This is a genomic window from Streptococcus pseudopneumoniae (assembly GCF_001070815.1).
In the GTDB taxonomy this organism is placed as follows: Bacteria; Bacillota; Bacilli; order Lactobacillales; family Streptococcaceae; genus Streptococcus; species Streptococcus pseudopneumoniae_P.
On record NZ_JVLX01000005.1, the window covers coordinates 1 to 26,257 of the forward strand.

Consider the following 26,257-nt stretch of genomic DNA (forward strand, 5'->3'; position numbering starts at 1 on the left):
TGGTCTAGCTAGTCTTGGACTTCTTGGAATGTTGGGTGCATTCGGACTCGTAGCTCGTAAGAAAAAAGAAGATTAAAAACTCATAGTTTTTGAGAAGATGATTCGTCATCTTCTTTTTTTATTTTGGTCTTTTTACTTGCGTAAAAAATTGTTTTTTAGTATAATAGTTTATTGTGAGCGAACCTCACTTACCCCTTGCAAAGTCTTGGGGTCATTAGACCAAAAGGAGGAACATATCAATGGCTAAATACGAAATTCTTTATATCATTCGTCCAAACATTGAAGAAGAAGCTAAAAACGCTTTGGTAGCACGTTTTGACTCTATTTTGACTGACAACGGTGCAACTGTTGTTGAATCAAAAACTTGGGAAAAACGTCGTCTTGCATACGAAATCCAAGATTTCCGTGAAGGACTTTACCACATCGTTAACGTTGAAGCAAACGACGATGCAGCTCTTAAAGAGTTTGACCGTCTTTCAAAAATCAACGCTGACATTCTTCGTCACATGATCGTCAAAACTGACGCGTAAGAAGGTAAACTATGATTAACAATGTTGTACTTGTAGGGCGTATGACACGTGACGCTGAGTTGCGTTATACCCCATCAAATGTAGCAGTTGCGACTTTTACTCTTGCAGTAAACCGTACATTTAAGAGTCAAAATGGCGAACGTGAGGCTGATTTTATCAATGTCGTTATGTGGCGCCAACAGGCTGAAAACCTTGCTAACTGGGCTAAAAAAGGCTCACTTATCGGGGTGACAGGTCGTATCCAGACTCGTAGTTACGATAATCAGCAAGGACAACGTGTCTACGTGACAGAGGTCGTGGCTGAGAATTTCCAAATGTTGGAAAGCCGTAGTGTGCGTGAGGGTCACACAGGTGGAGCTTACTCTGCACCAACTGCAAACTATTCAGCACCTACAAATTCAGTACCAGACTTTTCACGTGATGAAAATCCATTTGGAGCAACAAATCCGTTGGATATTTCAGATGATGATTTACCATTCTAATGGACAACTAAAATTATAAAGGAGAAAACACATGGCTCAACAACGTCGTGGCGGATTCAAACGCCGTAAAAAAGTTGATTACATCGCAGCAAACAAAATTGAATATGTTGATTACAAAGATACTGAGCTTCTTAGCCGTTTCGTTTCAGAACGTGGGAAAATCCTTCCTCGTCGTGTAACAGGAACTTCAGCTAAAAACCAACGTAAAGTAACAACAGCTATCAAACGCGCTCGCGTAATGGCTTTGATGCCTTTCGTAAACGAAGATTAAAAAAAGAGGTCCAGTGGACCTCTTTTTCATGAGCTTGAAAACAAGAAAGTGAATTAAGACCCGGTTGGGTCTTTTTTTCACGAGCCTTGAAATGAGAGAGCGAGTTGGGGTCCGGGTGGACCTCTTTTTCATGAGCTTGAAAACAAGAAAGCGAATTAAGACCCCGACGGGTCTTTTTTCACGAGATAGTTTTTTTCTGACCTTGGCGTGCTATAATGGTAATAGAAAGAGTAAAGGTGGGTAAGTCAAAGATGAATTGCACGATTAGAAATATGATTAAGTCTGATATTGAATCCTTATCTCATGGATTTATGAATCAAGGTTGGCCTGCTAGAGAAGAAATTTTGGATAGATATTTTCTGGAACAGGAAAGTGGGGAGAGAGAAGTCTTAGTTGTAGAGATTGATGGTGCTGTAGCGGGCTACGTTACCATTTTGCCCTCTGCTAAACATGGTCCTTTTGCAGAAGTCTATCCAGAATTATCAGATTTTAATGTGTTTGAGCCTTTTCGAAATCAAGGGATTGGGAATCAACTGCTAGAAGAAGCAGAAAAACGAGTCCAGTTTGTTTCGAGTAAGGTCACTCTTGGTGTAGGTTTGCACTTAGGCTATGGCCCTGCCCAGAGATTGTATATCAAACGAGGTTATATTCCAGATGGGACAGGTGTGTGGTATAGAAATAAACCCTTGGAAATGAATGCAACTAGCCAAAATAATGATGATTTAGTTTTATACTTATCCAAGGACTTACAATAAAACTGGAAACTTTTTGAAAATAGGGGATTTAGCTACTTTATGGTATAATGGAAAGAGTTAGATTGAAAGAGGTAGTGAGATGGATGCCAAATTAAGATACAAGGCAAAGAAAATCAAGATTGTCTTTTTTGATATTGATGATACATTGAGAAATTCCAAGACGGGTTTTATTCCAGCTTCAATCCCAACTGTTTTTAAGCAATTACGTGAGAAAGGAATTTTGACAGGTATTGCTTCTGGACGAGGGATTTTTGGTGTCGTTCCAGAGATTCGTGAGCTCAATCCTGACTTTTTTGTGACCTTAAATGGGGCCTACATTGAAGATAAAAAAGGTCGGGTTATTTATCAACATCAGATTGAGAAGTCAGATGTTGAAGAGTATATCTCTTGGGCTAAGGAAGAAGGAATTGAGTATGGTTTGGTTGGGAGTCATGATGCTAAGTTATCGACTCGCACCGATATGATTAGTGAGGCTATCAATCCAATTTACCCTGATTTGGATGTAGATCCTGATTTCCATGAAAAAGAAGATATCTATCAGATGTGGACTTTTGAGGATAAGGGAGATGACTTGCACTTGCCTGATAGTCTCTCAGACAAACTTCGCATGGTTCGTTGGCATGAGCATTCGTCTGATATTGTGCCAATTTCAGGTTCCAAAGCGACGGGGGTGGAAAAGGTTGTGGAACACCTTGGCTTGAAACCAGAGAACGTCATGGTTTTTGGAGATGGCCTCAACGACTTGGAACTCTTTGATTATGCTGGAATCAGCGTTGCAATGGGAATTTCTCATGAAAATATCAAAGAAAAAGCAGATTTTATTACAAAAACATTAGAAGAAGATGGCATTTTTGATGCCTTAGAAGGATTTGGTATGGTAGAAAAAGAATTGCATTTCCCACAAGTAGATATTGAAACAGTAGAAGGTCCTCTTGCGACTATTAAGACCAATCACGGAGACTTGCGTATCAAGCTCTTCCCTGAACATGCTCCTAAAACAGTGGCTAACTTTGTAGCTCTTTCAAAAGATGGCTACTATGATGGTGTCATTTTCCACCGTATTATCAAGGACTTTATGATTCAAGGTGGAGACCCAACTGGAACTGGTATGGGTGGCGAGTCAATCTACGGCGAATCATTTGAGGATGAATTCTCTGAAGAACTTTACAATATCCGTGGTGCCCTTTCTATGGCCAATGCTGGTCCAAATACCAACGGCAGCCAGTTCTTTATCGTGCAAAATCAACATTTGCCTTATTCTAAGAAAGAAATTGCTCGTGGTGGTTGGCCAGAACCGATCGCAGAAATCTATGCCAACCAAGGTGGAACCCCTCACCTAGACCGACGTCACACTGTATTTGGTCAGCTAGCTGATGAAGCTTCTTACGCTGTCTTGGATGGCATTGCTGCTGTTGAGACAGGGGCCATGGACAAGCCAGTTGAAGATGTCGTGATTGAAACAATTGAAATCGAGGACTAAGATGAAAATCGGTGATAAGCTAAAGGGCCGTATTACAGGGATTCAGCCCTACGGTGCCTTTGTTGAGCTAGAGACGGGTGATACGGGACTGATTCACATTTCAGAGATTCGGACAGGATTTATTGAAAATATCCAAGAAGCCTTGAAAGTTGATGAAGAGGTTCAAGTTCAAGTAGTGGATTTAGATGAATTTACAGGGAAAGCTAGTCTTTCTATCCGCACTTTGGAGGAAGAAAAGCATCAGTTTCCAAGACGGAGACGCTTTTCAAGCGATCGTTTTAACTATGGCTTTGCTCCTCTCAAACGAATGATGCCAATTTGGACCAAGGAAGCCCTTCAACATTTGAAGAATCAGAAACACTAGTTAGAAATTTCTATCTTTTGTAATGTTAATATAAATTTGCTATAATAGGACCATGGAAGAAGAACAATTATTAAAATCAGGAGAGCGTATTAACCAGCTCTTTTCGACAGATATTAAAATCATTCAAAATAGAGAGGTTTTTAGCTATTCGGTGGATAGTGTTCTCTTGTCACGTTTTCCACGTTTTCCTAAAAAGGGCTTGATAGTGGATTTTTGCGCTGGAAATGGAGCAGTTGGGCTATTTGCTAGCACTCGAACTCAGGCACAGATTTTGGCTGTTGAGATTCAGGAGCGTTTGGCAGATATGGCTGAGCGCTCTGTCCGTTTGAATGGTTTGGAAGAGCAGATGGAGGTCATCTGTGATGATTTGAAAAATATGCCTGCTTACATTCAGGGAAGTAAGGTGGATATGATTTTGTGTAATCCGCCCTATTTCAAGGTAGATCCTCATTCCAATCTGAACGAGAGTGAACATTATCTCTTGGCGCGCCATGAAATTACGACTAATTTGGAAGAAATCTGTCGTAGTGCCCAGAGTATTCTCAAATCCAATGGACGCTTGGCCATGGTTCATCGTCCTGATCGACTTTTAGATATCTTGGATACGTTACAACAGCATAATCTAGCTCCTAAGCGCCTGCAATTTGTTTATCCAAAAAGAGAAAAGGAAGCAAATATGCTCTTGATTGAGGCCATCAAGGATGGTTCAACAAGTGGCTTTAAGGTCTTACCACCTCTCATTGTTCACAATGATGATGGCTCTTATACGCCGGAACTCGAAGAGATTTATTATGGATCATAAGGCTTATATGTACGTGCTGGAGTGTCGTGATGGATCTTACTATACAGGCTATACGACTGATGTGAGAAGACGCCTCGCTATCCACAATAGTGGGAAGGGAGCCAAATACACACGAGCACGCTTGCCAGTCAAACTTATCTATGTTCAAGGTTTTGCCAGTAAGGAAGAAGCCATGTCAGCAGAAGCCCTTCTCAAGCGTAAGAAGAGGCCACAGAAGGAAAGATTTTTATCTGAAAATCAAGATAGAAATTTACTCATACTCAATGAAAATCAAAGATCAAACTAGGAAGCTAGCCGTAGTCAGTACTTGAGTACGGCAAGGCGAAGCTGACGTGGTTTGAAGAGATTTTCGAAGAGTATCAGTTATTTTGAAGAATTGTGAGGAGCCCTTTGACTCCTCTTACTTTTGTCAAAAAGCGAAAAAAATGCTACAATAAAGAGAATAAATAAAATGAGGTATTATCATGTCTAAGATTCTAGTATTTGGTCACCAAAATCCAGACTCAGATGCCATCGGGTCATCTGTAGCCTTTGCCTACCTTGCAAAAGAAGCATACGGTTTGGATACGGAAGCTGTTGCTCTTGGAACTCCAAATGAAGAAACAGCCTTTGTCTTGAACTATTTTGGTGTAGAAGCACCGCGTGTTATCACTTCTGCCAAAGCAGAAGGAGCAGAGCAAGTTATCCTGACTGACCACAATGAATTCCAACAATCTGTATCAGATATCGCTGAAGTAGAAGTTTATGGTGTTGTAGATCACCACCGTGTGGCTAACTTTGAAACTGCAAGCCCACTCTACATGCGTTTGGAGCCAGTTGGTTCAGCGTCTTCAATCGTTTACCGTATGTTCAAAGAACATGGTGTAGCTGTACCTAAAGAGATTGCTGGTTTGATGCTTTCAGGTTTGATTTCAGATACCCTTCTTTTGAAATCACCAACAACACACCCAACAGATACAGTCATTGCTCCTGAATTAGCTGAATTGGCTGGTGTCAACTTGGAAGAATATGGTTTAGCTATGTTGAAAGCTGGTACAAACTTGGCTAGCAAATCTGCTGAAGAATTGATTGATATCGATGCTAAGACTTTTGAATTGAACGGAAATAATGTCCGTGTTGCTCAAGTAAACACAGTTGACATCGCTGAAGTATTGGAACGTCAAGCAGAAATTGAAGCTGCAATGCAAGCCGCTAACGCAGCAAATGGTTATTCTGACTTTGTCTTGATGATTACAGATATCGTCAACTCAAACTCAGAAATCCTAGCACTTGGTGCTAACATGGACAAGGTTGAAGCAGCCTTCAACTTCAAACTTGAAAACAATCATGCCTTCCTTGCTGGTGCTGTTTCACGTAAGAAACAAGTGGTACCTCAATTGACTGAAAGCTTTAATGCTTAAGATTTTGAGTGTTAATTCAAATTAGGAAAGGCTAGTTTGACTTATATCGAAAGGAGTTTCGGCTCCTTTTTTTCTAGGAGTGAAGCATGTTAGAAAATGGCGATTTGATTTTTGTGAGAGATGAGTCAGATATGGGACAGGCCATCCAGACTTCCACAGGCAACTATAACCATGTTGCGATTTGTTTGGATGGGATGATTTACCACGCTAGTGGACAGGATGGTGTTGTCTGTCAGGAACCAGTAGACTTCTTTGAGTCCAATCACTTGTACGACCTCTATTTCTACCCAGAAATGGATATCCAGTCTGTGAAGGAAAAAGCTTGCAAACATCTAGGAACACCCTACAATGCTTCTTTCTATCCAGCTGGACCTGGTTTCTACTGTTCCCAGTACATGGCAGAAATCCTACCGATTTTTGAAACGATTCCCATGAAATTTGGAGATGGGGAGCAGGAGATTAGTGATTTTTGGAGAGAGTATTACAGAGAACTAGGTCTGCCTGTTCCTTTGAACCAAGCTGGGACCAATCCTAGTCAGTTGGCAGCATCGCCTCTGTTAGAATGTAAAGAAAGGAATCTTCATGATTCAGATTTTTAATCCATCTCGTTTGACGAGACAGCCATTTTTTAGAGAATTGATCCGCTATCTGGACCAGCATGAGGATGTGATTTTACGGGAAATCAAGGCTCAATTTCCAGATATTGCAGTTGATAAACTCATGGAAGAGTATATAAAGGCAGGTTTGATTCTACGAGAAAATAAGCGTTATTACCTTAATCTTCCTATGCTTGAATCACTCGATAGTCTCGAACTGGATCAAGAGATTTTTGTCAGCGAAGATAGTCCGGTCTATCAAGCCTTGTTAGAGCAGAGTTTTGAGACAGAATTGCGCAATCAAACCAATGCAGCTATTTTAGTTGAAAAGACGGACTTTGCGCGGACTAAAATGACCCTGTCCAATTATTTCTACAAGGTCAAACATCAGTATCCTTTGACAGAGAAACAGCAGAAACTTTATGACATTTTAGGAGATGTCAATCCTGAGTATGCACTCAAATACATGACAACTTTTTTGCTAAAATTTCTCAAAAAAGACCAGCTTATGCAGAAACGCCGTGATATCTTTGTGGACAGTTTAGTTGTCCTAGGTTATATTGTCCAAAATGAAGATGGAAAGTATGAATTGAACGTCGATTTTGATAAGGAAAGATTAACTTTCTACTTGGCCTGATTTCTTATCTCTGAGCACATTGTTTGACTTTACTTAGTATTTGGTATAAACTGTATGTAACCGGTAACACTTATCGGAATAAAATTAAAGGAGACAATCATATGTCACTTGAAAACAAATTGGAACAAGCAACAGGCGCTATCAAAGAAGGATTTGGTAAAGTTACTGGGGATAGCAAGACTGAAGCAGAAGGCGCTGTAGAAAAGACAGTTGCTAAAGCAAAAGAAGTAGTTGAAGATGCTAAAGGTGCTGTAGAAGGTGCCGTTGAGGGTTTGAAAAACGCTTTTAAATAAAAATAGAAAAAATCAAGGGTTTCATTTCCCTTGATTTTTTACTATCTTATAAATAATTTTCTGCGACGGCTGCATCTCCTGGATAGGCTTCTTTCTTGCCTTGGACGATTTGGTAGCAATCGGCTCCCTTACCAGCAATTATAACTGCATCTAATTCGTGATTTGTGATAGCCATCGCTGCCTTGATGGCTTCTTGGCGATCCGCAATTTTTTCAACAGGATGATTGATGTAGCTACTAATTTCATCCGCAATGGCCATTGGGTCTTCATAGTTGGGGTCATCAGCAGTCAGAAAGACTTGAATCTCAGGGTGCTGATTGAGGAGGAGGCCAAAGTCCTTACGACGGCTTTCTCCCTTGTTTCCTGTAGAACCCAGAACCAGAGCAATCTTTCCAGTTTGATGAGTTTCAACCACATTGATTAGTTTTTTGAGACTATCACCATTGTGGGCGTAGTCGATGAAGACCTTGGCGCCATTATTCTGAGTGAGGACTTCCATACGACCAGGAACGCGGGTTGCAGCGATTCCTTTTTTGATGTCCTCAAGACTAGCTCCGAGACGGAGGCAGGCAAGTCCAGCAGCAACTGCATTTTCTTGGTTGAAGTGACCAATCAGTTGAATATCATAATCTCCAGCGAGTTTACCTGTAGCTGAGAATCTAAAGGCTTTGGAATTCTCGATTTGGTTTTCAGACTGGCTACCATAGAAATCATGGTCTTGATCTGCCACTTGTTCCTTTAAGACAGAAAAATGGTCCATGTCACTGTTAATGATGACTGCTCGGCTATTTTTCATCAAGAGACGCTTGTGGTAGAAGTAGTCTTCAAAGCTAGGGTGTTCAATCGGGCCGATATGGTCGGGGCTGATATTGAGGAAAACTCCCACATCAAAGGTTAGACCATAGACACGTTTGACCAGATAGGCCTGACTGGATACTTCCATAATGAGGTGAGTACGGCCATTTTGCACAGCTTGATTCATCATATCAAAGAGGTCAATACTCTCAGGGGTTGTTAATGCAGACTTAAAGAAACTCTTGCCATCTAGAGTTGTATTCATGGTCGAGAGCATAGCAGGTCGATGCCCTTGAGATAAGATGTTATAAGCGAAATAGGCTGCTGTTGTTTTACCTTTGGTTCCAGTGAAGGCGAGGAGTTTGAGCTTTTTCTGTGGATTTCCATAAAATTCCATAGCTACCAAACTCATGGCTTTCTTGATATCACTGACGATAATAGCAGGAATACCAACTTCATAGTCTTCTTCAGCCACATACCAACCGAGGCCTTGAGAGATGGCAGAAATCAGAAATTCCTTCTTAAAGGCAGCACCCTTGACGAAAAAGAGGCTCTTCTCTTTGGCCTTGCGGCTATCATAGCAGATGGTGTCAAATATGACATGGCTGTAGTTGTAGTGATAATGTCCTTGGTCGATAATCTCACGTAAGAGATTATCTTTCTTTAAAATATCTAATACGGTTTCAATCTTAATCATACTTTCTATTGTAAACCGAAAGTCGTAAATTTACAAGTGACAAGGAAAAGTTTATAATGGAAGATGAGGAAGTTTTCCTAGTGATTAAAATTAAATGAGGAATCTATGTCTAACGAAAACAATCACCAGCAGGCCCAGATGTTACGGGGGACTGCTTGGCTAACGGCTAGTAACTTTATCAGTCGTCTACTCGGTGCCATTTATATCATCCCTTGGTATATATGGATGGGGTCTTATGCGGCTACAGCAAATGGTCTCTTTACCATGGGCTACAATATCTATGCCTGGTTCTTGCTGATTTCAACAGCAGGGATTCCAGTTGCGGTGGCCAAGCAAGTGGCCAAGTACAATACCATGCGAGAAGAAGAGCATAGCTTTGCCCTGATTCGGAGCTTTTTAGGCTTTATGACTGGATTAGGTCTTGTTTTTGCACTAGTCTTGTATGTCTTTGCTCCTTGGCTAGCAGATTTGTCAGGTGTAGGGAAAGACCTGATCCCAATCATGCAGAGCTTGGCTTGGGCGGTCTTGATTTTCCCATCTATGAGTGTGATTCGAGGCTTCTTCCAAGGGATGAATAACCTGAAACCTTATGCCATGAGCCAAATCGCTGAGCAGGTCATTCGTGTTATCTGGATGCTCTTAGCTACCTTTATGATTATGAAAATGGGCTCAGGAGATTATCTAGCAGCGGTTACCCAATCCACCTTTGCTGCCTTTGTCGGCATGGTAGCTAGTTTTGCAGTTTTGATCTATTTTCTTGCCAAAGAAGGATTGCTTAAAAGAGTCCTTGAAACAGGAGATAAGATTAATAGTAAGCGTCTTTTGATCGACACCATTAAGGAAGCCATTCCTTTTATCCTGACAGGGTCTGCTATCCAGCTTTTCCAGATTTTGGACCAGATGACCTTTATCAATAGTATGAGTTGGTTTACCAACTATAGTAATGAAGACTTGGTTGTCATGTTTTCTTATTTCTCTGCCAATCCTAATAAAATCACTATGATTTTGATTTCTGTTGGGGTTTCGATTGGGAGTGTAGGTTTGCCACTTTTGACTGAAAACTATGTTAAGGGGGACTTGAAGGCGGCTTCTCGTCTCGTTCAGGACAGCATTACCATGCTTTTCCTATTCTTGCTACCAGCAACGGTTGGAGTAGTCATGGTAGGAGAACCTCTCTATACTGTCTTCTATGGCAAGCCAGATAGTTTGGCTATGGGCTTGTTTGTCTTTGCAGTTTTGCAGTCTACTATTTTAGGCTTGTACATGGTCTTGTCTCCAATGCTTCAAGCCATGTTCCGCAACCGCAAGGCAGTTCTCTATTTTATCTATGGTTCCATTGCCAAGCTGGTCTTGCAACTGCCAACCATCGCTCTCTTTCACAGTTACGGGCCTTTGATTTCAACAACCATCGGTCTCATCATTCCTAATGTTTTAATGTATCGGGACATTTGCAAGGTAACTGGTGTTAAGCGCAAGGTGATTTTGAAACGAACCATTTTAATCAGTTTGTTAACTATTTTCATGTTTCTAGTAGTTGGGACATTCCAGTGGATTTTAGGATTTGTCTTCCAACCAAGTGGACGTTTGTGGAGTTTTCTATATGTGGCCCTTGTCGGTGCCATGGGTGGAGGTGTTTATGGAGTTATGAGTCTCCGTACCCGTTTGTTGGATAAGGTGATTGGAAAAGCTCAAGCAGATCGCTTACGAATCAAATTAAAATTAACTTAAAAAACATTTATAAATAAAAGGAATAATTTGAACATTTCTATCATGAAATGCTTGAATTATTCTCTTTTTATTATTTTGTAGAATAATTTCTATAGTTTGTAGATAGAAATTTTATTTTTCTTAAATTTTACTTAAAAAGCTATTGACTAAATAAAACTCAAGTTGTATAATAAGACAAATATTTAAATCAGGAGGTTCTGGAGATGAAAAAGTCTAAAGCCAAGTATGCAGCACTTGCAGGTGTCGTGTTAAGTGCAGGTATTTTATTAAGCGCGTGTGGAAGTTCTAGCACAGGGTCAAAAACATATAACTATGTTTATACCAGTGATCCGTCTAGTTTGAATTATCTAGCAGAAAACCGTGCAACGACCAATGATATCGTGGTTAATTTGGTAGATGGGCTCATGGAAAATGACCAGTATGGAAACTATATTCCATCTTTGGCAGAGGATTGGAGTGTTTCTAAGGACGGTTTGACCTATACATACAAACTGCGGAAAGATGCGAAATGGTATACTGCAGATGGGGAAGAATATGCTCCTGTAACTGCCCAAGATTTTGTAACTGGTTTGAAATATGCGGCTGATAAAAAATCAGAAGCCTTGTACTTGGTGCAAGAATCCGTTGCTGGTTTGGATGATTACATTAACGGTAAAACAAGCGACTTTTCAACTGTCGGAGTCAAGGCTCTTGATGACCAAACTGTTCAATATACCTTGACACGACCAGAATCTTACTGGAACTCAAAAACAACCTCAACCATTCTCTTCCCAGTCAATGCGGATTTCTTGAAATCAAAAGGGGATGATTTTGGGAAGGTAGACCCATCTAGTATTTTGTACAATGGACCTTTCTTGATGAAATCCTTTGTTTCAAAATCAGTTATCGAATTCAAGAAAAATCCTAACTATTGGGACGCTAAAAATGTCTTTGTAGATGATGTGAAATTGGCTTATTATGATGGTAGTGACCAAGATGCACTAGCTCGTAACTTTGTGGAGGGAGCTTATAGCTACGCTCGTCTCTATCCAAACAGTTCAAGCTTTGAAGGTATTAAAGAAAAGAATAAGGACAATATCATCTATAGCTTGCAAGATGCCACTTCTTATTTCTTAAACTTTAACCTAGATAGAAAATCTTATAAATTCACTTCCAAGGCAAGTGATGCTGAAAAGAAATCGACTCAGGAAGCGGTTCTTAATAAAAACTTCCGTCAAGCCATTAACTTTGCCTATGACCGGACAGCTTACGGGGCTCAATCTCAAGGAGAGGATGGTGCAACCAAGATTTTGCGTAACCTAGTCGTTCCACCAAACTTCGTAAGTATCAACGGAAAAGACTTTGGTGAAGTAGTAGCCTCTAAGATGGTGAATTATGGTAAAGAATGGCAAGGAATCAACTTTGCAGATGCCCAGGATCCATATTACAATGCTGAAAAAGCTAAAGCCAAATTTGCTGAAGCTAAGAAAGAACTCCAAGCCAAAGGAGTCCAATTCCCTATCCACTTGGACATGACAGTTGACCAAGCTGATAAAAAGGGTGTCCAAGAGGCAAATTCTATGAAGCAATCTATTGAAGCAGCCTTAGGTGCAGAGAACGTTGTAATTGATATTCAACAACTTTCTACTGAAGACTTTGATAATACAAGCTATTTGGCTCAGACTGCAGCTCAGAAGGATTACGATCTATACAACGGTGGTTGGAGTGCAGACTACCAAGACCCTTCAACCTATCTTGATGTATTTAATGTTCATTCTGGTGGTTTGATGCAAAATCTAGGTATAGAGCCGGGTGAAGCCAATGACAAGGCCAAGGCTGTTGGGCTGGATGTCTATACTCAAATGTTGGAAGAAGCTAATAAGGAACAAGATCTTGCAAAACGCTATGAAAAGTATGCTGAAATCCAAGCTTGGTTAGTAGATAGCGCTTTAGCAATTCCAAATGTTTCTAAGGGTGGAACACCAACATTGAGAAAAACAGTTCCTTTCTCATCACCATATTCATTAGCTGGTAATAAAGGTATCGAATCATATAAATATCTCAAAGTACAAGATAAAACAGTCACAAAAGATGAATATGAAAAAGCTAAAGAAAAATGGCTGAAAGAAAAAGAAGAATCCAATAAAAAAGCTCAAGAAGAATTGGCAAAACATGTCAAATAAGGATTTTTAAAGAAAACGATGGTTTCGAAAGAAGCTGTCGTTTTTTAATAGAATGGTAGCGAAGTTGGAAGAAAAGTGCTTACATTTTTTAATTGCTTTATTAAATTTATGTTATAATGAATATAAGAAACTACGTTCGAAAATTTACCCAATGTTGATTGAAGTATGCACATGCTAGTGTAATGTTATAGGAGGGATGTCATCTACTGGAAAAGTAAGATAAAATGCAACAAATGATAGGTTCTTCTTTATGTGAAGAGTTCTTATCTGGCTATGTAGTAATCGTTATGGAGGTAACATCATGGGCGCTATTATGGAGTTTGCGACAGAAAAACAGATTGCATCATTTCTTTCAACTTGTCATATTGAAGGGCAAAAGAATTTTCTGATGGCCTTCAAGAAAAAGACATGGCTGAAATCTTTTATTGATTTCTTTATTGTAGGAGGAAGTTACTATGTTCAGTCGAGTGTGAAGCCTAAGATTCTGGCATTCACACCTAAGGGGATCTATTTGATGGACATCAGTGATATAACTGAGAATCGTTTTAATCAAGTCCTTGAGATGCCTTGGAATCAAGTTAAAGATTTTACTTATAAGCCAGTCTTGAATGCAGTTAGGCTGAATTGGAACTATCAAAATGAAGCCTATATTTTTTCCGTGGATGTCGGTCAGATTGGTCAGCATGTGGGCCAGTATCAATTTAACAAAGAGCATTATGACTATTTAGCTCAACAGGATTTCTTTCGGTCCAAGTAAGCCCTAGCAAGGATTTTCACAAAAGAATCTGGAATATTTTCTGGATTCTTTTTAGCTTTACTCCATAAGTATATAGTTTGAAACTATAGCTAGCTCTTGAAAAGAAGAAAATGAGTTGATGAAAATAAGTGGTACAATAGTTACTATAGATTTGGAGGTATTGTATGAGCAAGGAATTACACATCAACACAATTTTGGCCCAGGCGGGTATCAAGTCAGATGAAGCGACAGGAGCTTTGGTGACACCGCTGCATTTTTCAACGACCTATCAGCATCCAGAGTTTGGTCAGTCTACTGGTTTTGACTATACGCGTACCAAAAACCCAACTCGTAGTAAGGCTGAAGAAGTCTTGGCGGCTATTGAGTCCGCAGATTATGCCCTAGCGACTAGCTCAGGGATGTCAGCTATTGTGCTGGCCTTTAGCGTCTTTCCGGTAGGTAGTAAGGTTTTAGCAGTGCGTGACCTTTATGGAGGTTCTTTCCGCTGGTTCAATCAAGTGGAGCAGGAAGGTCGATTCCATTTTACCTATGCTAATACAGAAGAGGAGTTGATTGCTGAGTTAGAAAAAGACGTGGATGTTCTCTATATCGAAACACCAACCAATCCTTTGATGTTGGAATTTGATATCGAAAAACTAGCAAAACTGGCTCATGCTAAGGGTGCCAAAGTAGTGGTGGACAATACCTTCTACAGCCCTATCTACCAACGTCCGATTGAAGATGGAGCAGATATCGTTCTGCATTCAGCAACCAAGTATCTAGCAGGGCACAATGATGTCTTGGCTGGAGTGGTTGTGACCAATAGTTTAGAACTATACGAGAAGCTTTTCTACAATCTCAATACGACAGGGGCAGTCTTGTCTCCATTTGACAGTTATCAATTGATTCGTGGTCTCAAGACCTTGTCTCTTCGTATGGAGCGCTCAACAGCTAACGCCCAAGAAGTGGTTGCCTTTTTGAAGGATTCTCCAGCAGTTAAGGAAGTTCTCTACACTGGTCGTGGAGGCATGATTTCCTTTAAAGTAGCGGATGAAACACGCATTCCTCACATTTTAAACAGCCTCAAGGTCTTCTCTTTTGCGGAAAGTTTGGGCGGGGTGGAAAGTCTGATTACTTATCCAACGACACAAACCCACGCTGATATTCCAGCAGAAGTGCGCCACTCTTATGGTTTGACAGATGACCTCTTGCGCTTGTCAATTGGGATTGAGGATGCTAGAGATTTGATTGCAGATTTGCGCCAAGCCTTGGAAGGATAAGACAAAGATGGGAAAATATGATTTTACAAGCCTGCCCAATCGTTTAGGGCATCATACCTATAAATGGAAAGAAGCAGAAACGGATAGTGAAGTCCTACCAGCTTGGATAGCGGATATGGACTTTGTAGTCTTGCCTGAAATCCGCCAAGCTGTGCAAACTTACGCTGATCAACTGGTTTATGGCTATACCTATGCCAGTGAAGAGTTAATTAAGGAAGTTCAAAAGTGGGAAGCCACACAACACGGTTACCACTTTGACAAAGAGGCTCTTGTCTTTATCGAGGGTGTGGTACCAGCCATCTCAACAGCTATTCAAGCCTTTACAAAAGAAGGCGAAGCGGTTCTGATTAACACACCTGTCTATCCACCCTTTGCTCGCAGTGTCAAGTTGAACAACCGTAGATTGATTACCAATTCTTTGGTGGAAAAGGATGGTCTGTTTGAGATTGACTTTGACCGACTGGAGAAGGATTTGGTGAAAGAGGAGGTCAAACTCTATATTCTTTGCAACCCTCACAATCCTGGTGGACGTGTTTGGAAAAAGGAAGTGTTGGAGAAGATTGGCCAACTCTGTCAAAAATATGGTGTTTTGTTGGTTTCAGATGAGATTCACCAAGATTTGGCCCTCTTTGGTCACAAGCATCATTCCTTCAATACCATCAATCCTGACTTTAAAGAATTTGCTATCGTCTTGAGTAGTGCCACTAAAACCTTTAACATCGCTGGGACAAAAAATTCCTATGCAGTTATTGAAAATCCTAAGTTGAGACTGGCTTACCAGAAACGCCAGTTGGCTAATAATCAACATGAAATTTCAGGCTTGGGTTATTTGGCGACAGAAGCTGCCTATCGCTATGGGAAGGATTGGTTAGAGGAACTCAAGCAAGTCTTTGAAGACCATATTAATTATGTGGTAGATTTATTTGGAAAAGAGACTAAAATCAAGGTCATGAAGCCGCAAGGAACCTACTTGATTTGGCTTGATTTTTCAGCCTATGACCTGACTGATGAAAGATTGCAAGAGCTGTTGAGAAATGAAGCCAAGGTTATCCTCAACCGTGGTTTGGATTTTGGTGAGGAAGGAAGTCTCCATGCCCGCCTCAATGTAGCCATGCCTAAATCCCTGCTGCAAGAAGTGTGTCAGCGAATTGTGACGACTTTTGCTAAACTTTAAAAATCCAGCCTTCTAGGAGAAAAGTATCCTTAGAAGGCTATTTTCATAGGGGAAAATATGGTATAATAAAAAGATAAGGTAAAGGTAAAAATATGGCTAAATTGATTCCGGGGAAAGTCCGTATCGAAGGCGTTGCCCTTTATGAAACTGGTAAAGTTGACATCATCAAGGAAAAGAACAATCGGCTCTACGCTCGTGTTGCAGAAGAAGAACTACGCTATAGTTTAGAGGATGATTTGGTTTTTTGTGCTTGCGATTTTTTCCAAAAGAGGGGCTACTGTGTGCATTTGGCAGCGTTGGAGCATTTTCTAAAAAATGATGAGCGTGGTCAGGAAATCTTGCAGAGTTTGGAAGAAGGCCATGAGGAAAAAGAGGCCGTTGAAACCAAGGTGACCTTGGGTGGAAAATTTTTGGAACGAATCTTATCTCCAAAATCAGACCGAGCCTACGAGTTGTCGGCTGTGGGTCAGGTGGAAGCAGGAAGCAATCATATCTTGTGGACGCTTAGAATCGGGCAAATCAATAGCCAAAAATACTATGTTATTCGGGATATTCCGCTCTTTTTAAAAGTCGTCGAGAAGAGAAAACCTTATATGATTGGTAAAACTTATGAGGAGTCTCTGTCTTGGGAAGCCTTTAATGAGGAAAGTCAAGAGCTTCTGACTTTCTTGCGCGGACTAGTAGAGGAAGGACTTAGTCCAGAGCTTTTTTTCCAAAACCAAGGTCGGCACCTCTTTTTTCCTCTGACATTTTTTGAGCAGGGTGTGAATTTGCTGATGACCTTGCCGCATTTTCAATTTGACCATCAAGTGGATAACTACCAGACTCTGCTTTTTCAGGATTTGCATGCGGATGCCAATCTATTTGCCTTTACAGTAACAGAATACTCGGATTATTTTGAAATGGAAATCAGTGAGAGTCCTAGAGTCAATGCCTTTTATCAGGGAGCTGTGCTTTTCCATAAAGGACAGGTTTATTTTCTAAAAGACCAGCAGATGCGTCTTCTCAAGGAAATCAAAGCGCTGCCTTTGGATCAACATGGAAAGAAATACCTGCAATTTGATAGTAGTGATCGAGACAAATTGGCTTCCTGTCTAACGCTCTTTGGCCAAATGGGCACCGTTTCAGCTCCAGAACGTCTACAAATCAAAACTTTTGCACCCTCTTTTTATTTTGACAGGGAAGAGGATAATCGGATTCGTTTAGAAATTCAGTTTGATTATGGAGATAAGCAGGTATCTAGCCGACAAGAGTTAGAAGAATTACCATTTTCGAGTGATGCTGACTTAGAAGAAAGAGTTTTTCAAATCTGTTTGGCAGCGGGATTTGAAGCAGACTTTCAATCTTGGCGTCAGGCCTTAAAAGCAGAGTCTGTCAATCATTTCTTCCATGAAATCATTCCAGTTTTTGAAAAACTCGGAAATGTTGACCTATCAGACAAGCTAGAAGAACTCTATAACCTAGCAAGCCCTCAAGTGCAGATTGCTTCCAAGGGAGGCCTCTTGGAAATCCAATTTGATTTTCAAGATATTGCCCAAGAGGAAATTGACCAAGCCATGCAGGCCTTGGTTGCCAACAAGGATTTTTATATTGATTCGTCCAATCAAGTCTACTTTTTCGATGAAGAAACCAAGAAAATTCGCCAAAATCTACAGGAACTAGGACAATTTGAATTAAAAGATGGGGCCTTGCAGGCTCGAAAATCCTTAGCTTATAGTTTAGCTCATCTCTTTGAAGGACGTGACCGTGTTTCTTTTTCACAAGAATTCCAGAATTTGGCCCACGATTTGACGCATCCAGAGGACTTCCCTAGACAAGCAACTCAGGTTCAGGCTGATTTGCGAGATTATCAGGAAAAGGGAATCGGCTGGTTGCAGATGCTCAATCATTATGGTTTTGGTGGGATTTTGGCTGATGATATGGGACTTGGTAAAACTCTGCAGACCATTGCTTTTTTGACCAGTCAAGTGACCAAAGAAAGTCGGGTTTTGATTTTAGCGCCGTCAGGTTTGATTTACAACTGGGCAGATGAATTTCAGAAATTTGCTCCACAGTTGGATGTGGCTGTTGTTCATGGCTTGAAAGCTAGTCGTGAAGAGATTCTTGCTGAGAGCCATCAAATCTATGTGACGAGTTATGCTACCTTCCGTCAGGACAGTGAGCTTTATCAGGGGATGGCCTTTGACTTCCTTTTCTTAGATGAGGCTCAGGTCATGAAAAATGCCCAGACCAAGATTGCCCAGACCTTGAGACAATTTGTGGTGCCGTCAGTTTTTGCCTTGTCAGGAACTCCGATTGAAAACCATCTAGGTGAGCTGTGGTCTATTTTCCAAATCGTCATGCCAGGACTTTTGCCAAGCAAGAAAGAATTTATGAAATTGCCAGCTGAGCGAGTGGCTCAGTTTATCAAGCCTTTCGTGATGCGACGCAAGAAAGAAGAAGTTCTGACTGAATTGCCAGACTTGATTGAAGTGGTTTATAAAAATGAACTGGAAGACCAGCAAAAGGCTATCTACCTAGCCCAGTTGCAACAGATGCGAGACCGTCTAGCTCAAGTTTCAGATCAGGAATTCCAGCGAAGTCGGGTGGAGATCTTATCTGGTCTGATGCGCTTGCGTCAAATTTGTGACACTCCTGCCCTTTTTATGGAAGATTATCAGGGAGCCAGTGGCAAACTGGATAGTCTTCGAGATCTTCTGGTCCAGGTGGCAGACGGTGGACACCGTGTCTTGATTTTCTCGCAGTTCAAGGGAATGTTGGAGAAAATTGAACAAGAACTGCCAGACTTGGGCATGACATCCTTTAAAATTACGGGTTCAACCCCAGCCAAGGAAAGACAAGACATGACCAAGGCCTTTAATCAAGGAGAAAGAGATGCCTTTCTGATTTCTCTTAAGGCTGGTGGTGTCGGTCTGAACCTGACAGGTGCTGATACAGTGATTTTGGTTGACCTTTGGTGGAATCCTGCGGTGGAAGCGCAAGCTATTGGCCGTGCCCATCGAATGGGTCAGGAAGAAACGGTTGAGGTCTATCGCTTGGTGACCAGGGGAACCATTGAAGAAAAAATTCAGGAACTCCAAGAACAAAAGAAACATCTGGTGTCACAAGTATTGGATGGAACAGAGTCACGTGGCAGTCTCAGCCTAGCAGAAATTAGAGAAATTTTGGGAATTTCTGAAGCCAGCACTTGAAAAATCAAGACAATACGCTATAATGAAGTGTTGAAAGGAAATAGAAAATGAGAGAAGAACGATTTCCATTGGTGTCAGATGATGAGATCATGCTGACTGAGATGCCGGTTATGGACCTCTATGATGAATCTGACTTTATCAGTAATATCAAGGGAGAATACCGTGATAAGAATTATCTGGAGTGGGCCCCTATTACTGAAGAAAAACCAGTAAAACAGATTGAAAAGCCAGTAGAGAAACCTAAGAAGGCTGGCTTAGGAGTAAAAAAAGAAGGAAAGAGCTATGCGGAGGTGGCGCGTGAAGAAGCGCGTGCGGATTTGAAAAAGAAACGCTCAGCAAGTTATCTGACTAAGGATATTACTCCTACAAGGCGCCCTTCTCAGCAACGTTTGGATAGACAGGGCAATCAACCTACTGCGCCTTTCCAAAAGGAAAATCCTGGCGAATTTGTCAAATACAGTCAAAAATTGACTCAGTCTCATTACATTTTGGCGGAAGAAGTGAACAATATTTCGACTCAAGCTGAGCCAAAAGAAACTTCAGGCCCAAAGAAAAACAACTATGATTTTCTGAAGAAAAGCCAAATCTACAATAAAAAGAATCAACAAAAAGAACAAGAACGTCAGGTGGCCCAAGAGTTGAATCTGACAAGAATTACGGAATAGGGGAGAAAACATGTCAAAGACATATCATTTTATCGGAATTAAGGGATCAGGTATGAGTGCCTTGGCCTTGATGTTGCACCAAATGGGGCATAAGGTACAGGGTTCAGATGTTGAAAAGTACTACTTTACTCAACGTGGTCTTGAGCAGGCAGGAATTACCATTCTTCCTTTTGATGAAAAAAATCTAGACGGTGATATGGAAATTATCGCTGGAAATGCCTTTCGTCCAGATAACAACGTCGAAATTGCCTATGCGGACCAAAATGGCATTAGCTACAAACGTTACCATGAGTTCTTAGGTAGCTTTATGCGCGACTTTGTTAGCATGGGAGTAGCAGGAGCGCATGGAAAAACTTCAACGACAGGTATGTTGTCTCATGTCTTGTCTCATATCACGGATACTAGCTTCTTGATTGGAGACGGGACTGGTCGTGGTTCGGCCAATGCCAAATATTTTGTCTTTGAATCTGACGAATATGAGCGTCACTTCATGCCTTACCACCCAGAATACTCTATCATCACCAACATTGACTTTGACCATCCAGACTACTTCACAAGTCTAGAGGATGTTTTCAATGCCTTTAATGACTATGCTAAACAAATTACCAAAGGTTTGTTTATCTACGGTGAAGATGCTGAGTTACGTAAGATTACGTCTGATGCACCAATCTACTATTATGGCTTTGAAGCTGAAGGCAATGACTTTGTAGCTAGCGACCTTCTTCGTTCAACAACTGGTTCGACCTTCACCGTTCACTTCCGTGGACAAGAGTTGGGACAATTCCACATTCCAACCTTTGGTCGTCACAATATCATGAATGCGACAGCAGTGATTGGATTGCTTTACACAGCAGGCTTTGATTTGAACTTGGTGCGTGAACACCTGAAAACATTTGCCGGTGTTAAGCGTCGTTTCACTGAGAAAATTGTCAATGATACGGTGATTATCGATGACTTTGCCCACCATCCAACAGAAATTATTGCGACCTTGGATGCGGCTCGTCAGAAATACCCAAGCAAGGAAATTGTTGCAGTCTTCCAACCGCATACTTTTACAAGAACCATTGCCTTGTTGGACGAATTTGCCCACGCTTTGAACCAAGCGGATGCTGTTTATCTAGCCCAAATTTATGGATCTGCTCGTGAAGTAGACCATGGTGATGTTAAGGTAGAAGACCTAGCCAATAAAATCAATAAGAAACACCAAGTGATTACTGTTGAAAATGTTTCTCCACTCCTAGACCATGACAATGCTGTTTACGTCTTTATGGGAGCAGGAGATATCCAAACCTATGAATATTCATTCGAGCGTCTCTTGTCTAACCTGACAAGCAATGTTCAATAGGAAGTTCTCATGGAAATTCCAATTAAAATCATTCGGGCAAGTAAGTCTGATTTAACTGAGATAGAGGCACTTCAGGCCTCATCTTTTCCAGCTGAAAAGCAGCAACCTTCCCATATTTTAGAAGAAAGTATCCGTAAGTGTGCGGATACCTTTCTTCTAGCTAGGGATGAAAATCAGCTTCTGGGCTATGTTCTAGGCGATCCTCAGCCACATAATCCGCAATGTCTAGAAATGCATTCTTTAGTCATTGACTCTGGCTATCAGAGACAGGGCTTGGGCACGCTTCTTCTTGCAGCCTTGAAAGAGGTGGCGGTTGAGCTGGATTACAAAGCTATTCGTTTGAAGAGTCCTGATGAGTTGCTATCCTATTTTGAAATGAACGGTTTTATTGATGAAGAAACTTCCCTTTATGCAGCTAGTCAAGGTTTTAGTATGATTTGGTTTAATCCCTTTTATCTGGAGGCGCAATGAAAATCAGGAAAGCAAGATTAGAAGATTTAGATCGTATCGTTGAAATTGAACTAGAAAATTTCTCGCTTGAAGAAGCCATTTCTCGCTCTGTTTTTGAGGCACATTTGCGAGAAATTCAGACCTCTTTTCTGGTTGCAGAAAAAGAAGGCAGAATCATGGGTTATATAGAAGGGCCAGTTGGACCACACCGCCATCTGCAAGACCAGTCTTTTACAGAGGAGATAGAAGACCATAGTCATGAGCCTGGTGGTTATATCTCTGTGACCTGCCTGTCTATTGCCAAGGAAGCACAGAGACTAGGACTGGGTCAGAAATTGCTAACAGCTTTGAAAGAACTGGCTCTTGAACACGAAAGAGAAGGCATTAACCTAACCTGTCATGACTATCTCATCGCCTACTACGAAAAGCATGGATTTGTCAATGAAGGCTTGTCCCAGTCAACCTTTGCAGGAGAAACCTGGTATGATATGGTCTGGGAAGCTAAAAAATAAGCCAGAAAAGCATGCTAGGTTGCTTTTCTTTCGTTTTTAAGATATAATATTATGGATTGTCAACGAGGAGGATAAACTTTTGAGTGAAAAGTCAAGAGAAGACGAAAAATTAAGCTTTAAAGAGCAGATTTTACGTGATTTAGAACGAGTTAAAAAACATGAAGAAGATCAGGAAGAAGTTAATTTAGCTTCAATAAAACCTCAACTTTCTTCTAAAAATGATCAGTCAATAGAAGACTTGATGGAAGATTCTCTATCAGCTGTAGAGGATATTATGAGAAACGCTCCTACCGTGCCGACTCACCCCAGCCAAGATTTACCAGCTTCTCCAGCAGATGAGATAAAAAGAGAAACTCTTACTGTTCCAAGTCATCCCAGTCAAGATGTTCCTTCTTCTCCCGCGGAAGAGGCTGTAAGACAAGCTCCACTTGCTCCTAGTCACCCGAGTCAAGAAGGACCTTCTACTCCATCAGCGGAGGGAGTATCAAGACCAACTCCAGGACCTGTTAGTCCTAGAAACGTAGAGAAGGAATTTAATGAAATCCCAACAAGAGTAGCTGTTTCTTATAAGACTGAAGCTGAAAAAGAACCTCAGAAAGAAGTAGCAAAACCAGAACCAGTTACGGAATCGGAAGCTGTTGAAGTTGTTACTGAAACTCCACGTCGTAGTCGCCGTGAGACAGTTAAACCAGTTAAGAAGAAAAAATCACATTTGAAGGCTTTCTTCATTTCACTACTGATTTTCCTTGCCCTGATTTCAGCAGGTGGTTACTTCGGTTATCAGTATGTTCAGTCATCTTTATTACCAGTTGATGCTAATTCTAAGCAGTATGTAACCGTTCAAATCCCGGAAGGATCCAATGTCCAAGAGATTGGATCAGCACTTGAAAATGCTGGTGTGATTAAACACGGAGTGATTTTTGCTTTCTATGCGAAATATAAGAATTATTCAGATTTGAAGGCTGGATATTACAATTTGCAAAAGAGCATGAGTACAGAGGATATCATTAAGGAACTACAAAAAGGTGGTACTCCTGAACCTCAAGAACCTTCACTTGCTGATTTAACCATTCCAGAAGGATATACGATTGATCAAATTGCCCAAGCTGTAGGCCAATTACAAGGTGAATTTAAAGAACCTTTGACAGCGGAAGCCTTCTTGGCTAAGGTGCAAGATGACAACTTTATCAGTCAAGAAGTTGCTAAATATCCTAGTCTACTTGAAAGCTTGCCAACGAAAGAAAGTGGAGTTCGTTACCGTTTGGAAGGTTATCTCTTCCCAGCGACCTACTCTATCAAGGAAAGCACGACTATTGAAAGCTTGATTGATGAGATGTTGGCAGCCATGGATAAGACCTTGACTCCGCACTATAGTGCAATTAAGTCTAAGAACTTGACAGTTAATGAATTGCTAACAATTGCTTCACTTGTTGAAAAAGAAGGTGCTAAGACTGAAGATCGTAAATTGATTGCAGGTGTCTTCTACAATCGTTTGAACCTTGGTATGCCACTTCAAAGCAATATCGCAATCTTGTATGCTCAAGGCAAACTTGGCCAAAATATCAGCCTAGCAGATGACGCTGGAATTGATACATCGATTAATTCACCATACAATGTTTATACAAAACCTGGTTTGATGCCTGGTCCAGTGGATAGTCCAAGTAAGGACGCGATTGAAGCAAGTATCAACCAAACAAAGAGTGAGAACCTCTACTTTGTAGCCAATGTTACAGATGGTAAAGTCTATTACGCAGTGACACAGGAAGAACATGATCGTAATGTAGCTGAGCACGTCAATAGCAAGCTTACTCAAAATAGTAGTTCAAACTAAGACTACAAAAATGAGAATCTCAGATAGAGATTCAATACTATCGAAAGAAAGTTGAGAAAAATGGCAGAAAAAACATATCCTATGACCCTTGCGGAAAAGGAAAAACTTGAAAAAGAATTAGAAGAATTGAAATTGGTCCGCCGTCCAGAAGTGGTAGAACGCATTAAGATTGCCCGTTCATACGGTGACCTTTCTGAAAACAGTGAGTACGAAGCAGCTAAGGATGAACAAGCCTTTGTTGAAGGACAAATCTCTAGCTTGGAAACAAAAATCCGTTATGCTGAAATCGTCAATAGCGACTCAGTTGCCCAAGATGAAGTAGCGATTGGTAAAACAGTCACTATCCAAGAAATTGGTGAGGACGAAGAAGAAGTTTATATTATCGTAGGTTCAGCTGGTGCAGATGCTTTTGCAGGTAAGGTTTCAAATGAAAGCCCAATTGGACAAGCTTTGATTGGTAAGAAAACAGGTGACACAGCAACTATTGAAACACCTGTTGGTAGCTATGATGTAAAAATCTTGAAGGTTGAAAAAACAGCCTAAAACAAAAAAAGGAGTGGGGAGGCAGTGCGCTTCACTCACTCCTTTTTCCATTTTAAATTGAATTGGAGACTATATGAGTTCAAAGAAGAAAAAAAATAAGATGGAGCGTGGTTTAACTAATCGTCACGTACAGGTTATGGCCATCGCCGGAACAATCGGAACAGGACTCTTTTTGGGAGCGGGTCGCTCAATTAGCCTAACAGGTCCGTCCATTGTACTGATTTATATGATTACTGGGGCTTTTATGTTCCTCATGATGCGTGCGGTTGGGGAAATGCTCTACCAAGACCCTGAGCAACATACCTTTATCAACTTTATCACGCGCCATTTGGGTAAGGGCTGGGGCTATTTCTCAGTTTGGTCTTACTGGCTATCCGTTGTCTTTATCGGTATGGCGGAAATCACAGCTATCTCTCACTATGTTCAGTTTTGGTTTCCTAGCTGGCCAAGTTGGATGATTGAGATTGGATTTTTGACCATTTTAGCCTTGGTCAATCTGATTGCGGTGAAGCTCTTTGGGGAAGTTGAGTTTTGGTTTGCGATGGTCAAGATTGTGGCTATTTTAGCTATGATTGCAACAGGAGTCTTTATGGTCTTGACTGGCTTTAAGACGCCTCATGGAGTAGCAAGTTTGGCCAATATCACCGACAATTTCTCCCTCTTCCCTAATGGTGGAGTGAACTTTGTCATGGCCTTTCAGATGGTTTTCTTTGCTTACCTCATGATTGAGTTTATCGGGGTAACAACCTCTGAAACCAAAAATCCACGCCAGGTTTTGCCAAAAGCCGTTAAGGAAATTCCTTTGCGTATCGCCTTTTTCTATGGTGGTGCCCTCTTAGCCATCATGGCTATCATTCCTTGGCGTGAACTTGCATCGGCTGATTCTCCTTTTGTTACAGTATTTGAATTGGCAGGTATTAAGTGGGCAGCAGCCTTAATTAACTTCGTCGTTTTGACATCAGCAGCATCTGCTCTTAACTCAACCCTTTACTCAACAGGTCGTCACTTGTATCAGATTGCTCATGATTCACCAAATCCATTCTTAAAGGCTATCAAGGCAGATACTCTTTCTCGTCACAATGTGCCACAAAATGCCATCATTGCTTCAGCAATCTTGATTGCCCTAGCAGCCTTTATTAATGTCTTGCCGGGTGTTTCCGATGCCTTTGCCTTGATTACGGCATCATCATCAGGTGTCTATATCGCCATTTATATCTTGATTATGGTGGCTCACCTTAAATACCGCAAGTCAGCAGACTTTATGGCGGATGGCTATCTCATGCCCCACTATCGTTTCCTAAATCCTCTAACCATGCTCTTCTTTGTCTTTGTCTTTGTAACCCTCTTTTTACAAGAGTCTACTTTAGTAGGAGCCATTGGTTCAGCTATTTGGATTATCGGTTTCGGGATTTACAGCCAGTGGAAATTTAGAGAATAAATTAATACTCAATGAAAATCAAAGAGCAAACTAGGAAGCTAGTCGCAGGCTGCTCAAAACACGGTTTTGAGGTTGTGGATAGAACTGACGAAGTCAGTAA

General features: G+C 41.0%; 27 protein-coding genes. 26 read left to right on the forward strand and 1 reads right to left on the reverse strand.

What is annotated here, in order from left to right; all coding sequences use genetic code 11:
* The 13 genes from ADG81_RS10170 to ADG81_RS00625 form a co-directional block, all read left to right on the forward strand.
* Positions 1–76 (forward strand): LPXTG cell wall anchor domain-containing protein (locus ADG81_RS10170; RefSeq protein ID WP_152902938.1); only part of this gene is annotated, 76 nt, incomplete at its 5' end.
* Between the two features lie 163 nt (positions 77–239).
* Positions 240–530: a 30S ribosomal protein S6 gene (gene rpsF, locus ADG81_RS00570; RefSeq protein ID WP_001151786.1), complete on the forward strand. Its 291-nt coding sequence runs from the start codon at positions 240–242 to the stop codon at positions 528–530.
* A gap of 11 nt (positions 531–541) precedes the next feature.
* Positions 542–1,012: a single-stranded DNA-binding protein SsbA gene (gene ssbA, locus ADG81_RS00575; protein WP_000609606.1), complete on the forward strand. Its 471-nt coding sequence runs from the start codon at positions 542–544 to the stop codon at positions 1,010–1,012.
* 31 nt (positions 1,013–1,043) lie between these two features.
* Complete coding sequence (gene rpsR / locus ADG81_RS00580) at positions 1,044–1,283, forward strand: 30S ribosomal protein S18 (RefSeq protein WP_000068664.1); 240 nt, start codon at positions 1,044–1,046, stop codon at positions 1,281–1,283.
* A 251-nt stretch (positions 1,284–1,534) separates the two neighbouring features.
* Positions 1,535–2,038 (forward strand): GNAT family N-acetyltransferase, encoded by a 504-nt coding sequence (locus ADG81_RS00585; protein WP_049516421.1) that lies wholly within the window; start codon positions 1,535–1,537, stop codon positions 2,036–2,038.
* A 79-nt stretch (positions 2,039–2,117) separates the two neighbouring features.
* Positions 2,118–3,518, forward strand: a complete 1,401-nt coding sequence (locus tag ADG81_RS00590; RefSeq protein WP_049516423.1) for a bifunctional Cof-type HAD-IIB family hydrolase/peptidylprolyl isomerase — start codon at positions 2,118–2,120, stop codon at positions 3,516–3,518.
* A gap of 1 nt (position 3,519) precedes the next feature.
* Positions 3,520–3,882, forward strand: coding sequence for a S1 RNA-binding domain-containing protein (locus ADG81_RS00595; protein WP_000689605.1), 363 nt, complete (start codon positions 3,520–3,522; stop codon positions 3,880–3,882).
* 52 nt (positions 3,883–3,934) lie between these two features.
* Positions 3,935–4,684, forward strand: coding sequence for a tRNA1(Val) (adenine(37)-N6)-methyltransferase (locus tag ADG81_RS00600; RefSeq protein WP_049516424.1), 750 nt, complete (start codon positions 3,935–3,937; stop codon positions 4,682–4,684).
* Positions 4,674–4,970, forward strand: coding sequence for a GIY-YIG nuclease family protein (locus ADG81_RS00605; RefSeq protein WP_049516426.1), 297 nt, complete (start codon positions 4,674–4,676; stop codon positions 4,968–4,970). The genes ADG81_RS00600 and ADG81_RS00605 overlap by 11 nt, the downstream gene beginning before the upstream one ends.
* Before the next feature lie 178 nt (positions 4,971–5,148).
* Entirely contained in the window at positions 5,149–6,084 is a 936-nt protein-coding gene (locus ADG81_RS00610; protein WP_049516428.1) for a manganese-dependent inorganic pyrophosphatase, read from the forward strand.
* Positions 6,085–6,170: 86 nt separating this feature from the next.
* The gene (locus tag ADG81_RS00615) at positions 6,171–6,683 is read left to right on the forward strand and encodes a YiiX/YebB-like N1pC/P60 family cysteine hydrolase (RefSeq protein ID WP_000892239.1); all 513 of its coding nucleotides are present in this window, start codon (positions 6,171–6,173) and stop codon (positions 6,681–6,683) included.
* Positions 6,667–7,317, forward strand: coding sequence for a DUF1803 domain-containing protein (locus ADG81_RS00620; protein WP_065427683.1), 651 nt, complete (start codon positions 6,667–6,669; stop codon positions 7,315–7,317). Before ADG81_RS00615 ends, ADG81_RS00620 begins: the two co-directional genes overlap by 17 nt.
* A 101-nt stretch (positions 7,318–7,418) precedes the next feature.
* On the forward strand, positions 7,419–7,610 hold the full coding sequence (locus ADG81_RS00625) for a CsbD family protein (protein WP_000051184.1): 192 nt from the start codon (positions 7,419–7,421) through the stop codon (positions 7,608–7,610).
* 46 nt (positions 7,611–7,656) lie between these two features.
* On the opposite strand, the gene ADG81_RS00630 is transcribed toward ADG81_RS00625, so the two are convergent.
* Positions 7,657–9,102, reverse strand: coding sequence for a UDP-N-acetylmuramoyl-L-alanyl-D-glutamate--L-lysine ligase (locus tag ADG81_RS00630; protein ID WP_049550596.1), 1,446 nt, complete (start codon positions 9,100–9,102; stop codon positions 7,657–7,659).
* 105 nt (positions 9,103–9,207) lie between these two features.
* Here ADG81_RS00630 and ADG81_RS00635 point away from each other — a divergent pair, with 105 nt between their 5' ends.
* The 13 genes from ADG81_RS00635 (at position 9,208) to ADG81_RS00695 (ending at position 26,157) form a co-directional block, all read left to right on the forward strand.
* Positions 9,208–10,830 (forward strand): putative polysaccharide biosynthesis protein, encoded by a 1,623-nt coding sequence (locus tag ADG81_RS00635; protein ID WP_049550597.1) that lies wholly within the window; start codon positions 9,208–9,210, stop codon positions 10,828–10,830.
* A gap of 203 nt (positions 10,831–11,033) precedes the next feature.
* Entirely contained in the window at positions 11,034–12,992 is a 1,959-nt protein-coding gene (locus ADG81_RS00640; RefSeq protein WP_049550598.1) for a peptide ABC transporter substrate-binding protein, read from the forward strand.
* 301 nt (positions 12,993–13,293) lie between these two features.
* Entirely contained in the window at positions 13,294–13,749 is a 456-nt protein-coding gene (locus ADG81_RS00645; RefSeq protein WP_049550599.1) for a hypothetical protein, read from the forward strand.
* Positions 13,750–13,913: 164 nt separating this feature from the next.
* Complete coding sequence (locus ADG81_RS00650; RefSeq protein WP_016399612.1) at positions 13,914–15,008, forward strand: cystathionine gamma-synthase; 1,095 nt, start codon at positions 13,914–13,916, stop codon at positions 15,006–15,008.
* 7 nt (positions 15,009–15,015) lie between these two features.
* Complete coding sequence (locus ADG81_RS00655; RefSeq protein WP_049550600.1) at positions 15,016–16,182, forward strand: MalY/PatB family protein; 1,167 nt, start codon at positions 15,016–15,018, stop codon at positions 16,180–16,182.
* A 92-nt stretch (positions 16,183–16,274) separates the two neighbouring features.
* Positions 16,275–19,373 carry a DEAD/DEAH box helicase gene (locus ADG81_RS00660; RefSeq protein ID WP_049550601.1) on the forward strand — a complete coding sequence of 1,033 codons (3,099 nt, stop codon included), beginning with the start codon at positions 16,275–16,277 and terminating at the stop codon, positions 19,371–19,373.
* 47 nt (positions 19,374–19,420) lie between these two features.
* Entirely contained in the window at positions 19,421–20,038 is a 618-nt protein-coding gene (locus tag ADG81_RS00665) for a hypothetical protein (RefSeq protein ID WP_049550602.1), read from the forward strand.
* Positions 20,039–20,048: 10 nt separating this feature from the next.
* On the forward strand, positions 20,049–21,383 hold the full coding sequence (gene murC, locus ADG81_RS00670) for a UDP-N-acetylmuramate--L-alanine ligase (protein ID WP_020902223.1): 1,335 nt from the start codon (positions 20,049–20,051) through the stop codon (positions 21,381–21,383).
* Positions 21,384–21,392: 9 nt separating this feature from the next.
* On the forward strand, positions 21,393–21,854 hold the full coding sequence (locus tag ADG81_RS00675) for a GNAT family N-acetyltransferase (RefSeq protein WP_049550603.1): 462 nt from the start codon (positions 21,393–21,395) through the stop codon (positions 21,852–21,854).
* Positions 21,851–22,345 (forward strand): GNAT family N-acetyltransferase, encoded by a 495-nt coding sequence (locus ADG81_RS00680; protein ID WP_049550604.1) that lies wholly within the window; start codon positions 21,851–21,853, stop codon positions 22,343–22,345. The genes ADG81_RS00675 and ADG81_RS00680 overlap by 4 nt, the downstream gene beginning before the upstream one ends.
* A 79-nt stretch (positions 22,346–22,424) precedes the next feature.
* Positions 22,425–24,176, forward strand: a complete 1,752-nt coding sequence (mltG, locus tag ADG81_RS00685) for an endolytic transglycosylase MltG (protein ID WP_049550605.1) — start codon at positions 22,425–22,427, stop codon at positions 24,174–24,176.
* A 60-nt stretch (positions 24,177–24,236) separates the two neighbouring features.
* Positions 24,237–24,719, forward strand: coding sequence for a transcription elongation factor GreA (gene greA, locus ADG81_RS00690; protein WP_000818750.1), 483 nt, complete (start codon positions 24,237–24,239; stop codon positions 24,717–24,719).
* A gap of 73 nt (positions 24,720–24,792) precedes the next feature.
* Positions 24,793–26,157, forward strand: coding sequence for an amino acid permease (locus ADG81_RS00695; RefSeq protein ID WP_049550606.1), 1,365 nt, complete (start codon positions 24,793–24,795; stop codon positions 26,155–26,157).
* The last annotated feature ends 100 nt before the right edge of the window (positions 26,158–26,257 follow it).

What these genes read in the sequence shown, in the direction of transcription:
- murC (WP_020902223.1), top strand. Translation starts at nt 20,049, where the DNA reads ATGTCAAAGACATATCATTTTATCGGAATTAAGGGATCAGGTATGAGT.
- rpsF (WP_001151786.1), top strand. Translation starts at nt 240, where the DNA reads ATGGCTAAATACGAAATTCTTTATATCATTCGTCCAAACATTGAAGAA.
- ADG81_RS00620 (WP_065427683.1), top strand. Translation starts at nt 6,667, where the DNA reads ATGATTCAGATTTTTAATCCATCTCGTTTGACGAGACAGCCATTTTTT.
- ADG81_RS00650 (WP_016399612.1), top strand. Translation starts at nt 13,914, where the DNA reads ATGAGCAAGGAATTACACATCAACACAATTTTGGCCCAGGCGGGTATC.
- ADG81_RS00630 (WP_049550596.1), bottom strand. Translation starts at nt 9,102, where the DNA reads ATGATTAAGATTGAAACCGTATTAGATATTTTAAAGAAAGATAATCTC.
- ADG81_RS00610 (WP_049516428.1), top strand. Translation starts at nt 5,149, where the DNA reads ATGTCTAAGATTCTAGTATTTGGTCACCAAAATCCAGACTCAGATGCC.
- ADG81_RS00675 (WP_049550603.1), top strand. Translation starts at nt 21,393, where the DNA reads ATGGAAATTCCAATTAAAATCATTCGGGCAAGTAAGTCTGATTTAACT.
- ADG81_RS00635 (WP_049550597.1), top strand. Translation starts at nt 9,208, where the DNA reads ATGTCTAACGAAAACAATCACCAGCAGGCCCAGATGTTACGGGGGACT.
- ADG81_RS00585 (WP_049516421.1), top strand. Translation starts at nt 1,535, where the DNA reads ATGAATTGCACGATTAGAAATATGATTAAGTCTGATATTGAATCCTTA.
- ADG81_RS00625 (WP_000051184.1), top strand. Translation starts at nt 7,419, where the DNA reads ATGTCACTTGAAAACAAATTGGAACAAGCAACAGGCGCTATCAAAGAA.
- ADG81_RS00615 (WP_000892239.1), top strand. Translation starts at nt 6,171, where the DNA reads ATGTTAGAAAATGGCGATTTGATTTTTGTGAGAGATGAGTCAGATATG.
- ADG81_RS00695 (WP_049550606.1), top strand. Translation starts at nt 24,793, where the DNA reads ATGAGTTCAAAGAAGAAAAAAAATAAGATGGAGCGTGGTTTAACTAAT.
- rpsR (WP_000068664.1), top strand. Translation starts at nt 1,044, where the DNA reads ATGGCTCAACAACGTCGTGGCGGATTCAAACGCCGTAAAAAAGTTGAT.
- ADG81_RS00605 (WP_049516426.1), top strand. Translation starts at nt 4,674, where the DNA reads ATGGATCATAAGGCTTATATGTACGTGCTGGAGTGTCGTGATGGATCT.
- ADG81_RS00660 (WP_049550601.1), top strand. Translation starts at nt 16,275, where the DNA reads ATGGCTAAATTGATTCCGGGGAAAGTCCGTATCGAAGGCGTTGCCCTT.
- ADG81_RS00600 (WP_049516424.1), top strand. Translation starts at nt 3,935, where the DNA reads ATGGAAGAAGAACAATTATTAAAATCAGGAGAGCGTATTAACCAGCTC.
- ADG81_RS00680 (WP_049550604.1), top strand. Translation starts at nt 21,851, where the DNA reads ATGAAAATCAGGAAAGCAAGATTAGAAGATTTAGATCGTATCGTTGAA.
- ADG81_RS00595 (WP_000689605.1), top strand. Translation starts at nt 3,520, where the DNA reads ATGAAAATCGGTGATAAGCTAAAGGGCCGTATTACAGGGATTCAGCCC.
- ADG81_RS00655 (WP_049550600.1), top strand. Translation starts at nt 15,016, where the DNA reads ATGGGAAAATATGATTTTACAAGCCTGCCCAATCGTTTAGGGCATCAT.
- ADG81_RS00665 (WP_049550602.1), top strand. Translation starts at nt 19,421, where the DNA reads ATGAGAGAAGAACGATTTCCATTGGTGTCAGATGATGAGATCATGCTG.
- ADG81_RS00590 (WP_049516423.1), top strand. Translation starts at nt 2,118, where the DNA reads ATGGATGCCAAATTAAGATACAAGGCAAAGAAAATCAAGATTGTCTTT.
- ssbA (WP_000609606.1), top strand. Translation starts at nt 542, where the DNA reads ATGATTAACAATGTTGTACTTGTAGGGCGTATGACACGTGACGCTGAG.
- greA (WP_000818750.1), top strand. Translation starts at nt 24,237, where the DNA reads ATGGCAGAAAAAACATATCCTATGACCCTTGCGGAAAAGGAAAAACTT.
- ADG81_RS00640 (WP_049550598.1), top strand. Translation starts at nt 11,034, where the DNA reads ATGAAAAAGTCTAAAGCCAAGTATGCAGCACTTGCAGGTGTCGTGTTA.
- ADG81_RS00645 (WP_049550599.1), top strand. Translation starts at nt 13,294, where the DNA reads ATGGGCGCTATTATGGAGTTTGCGACAGAAAAACAGATTGCATCATTT.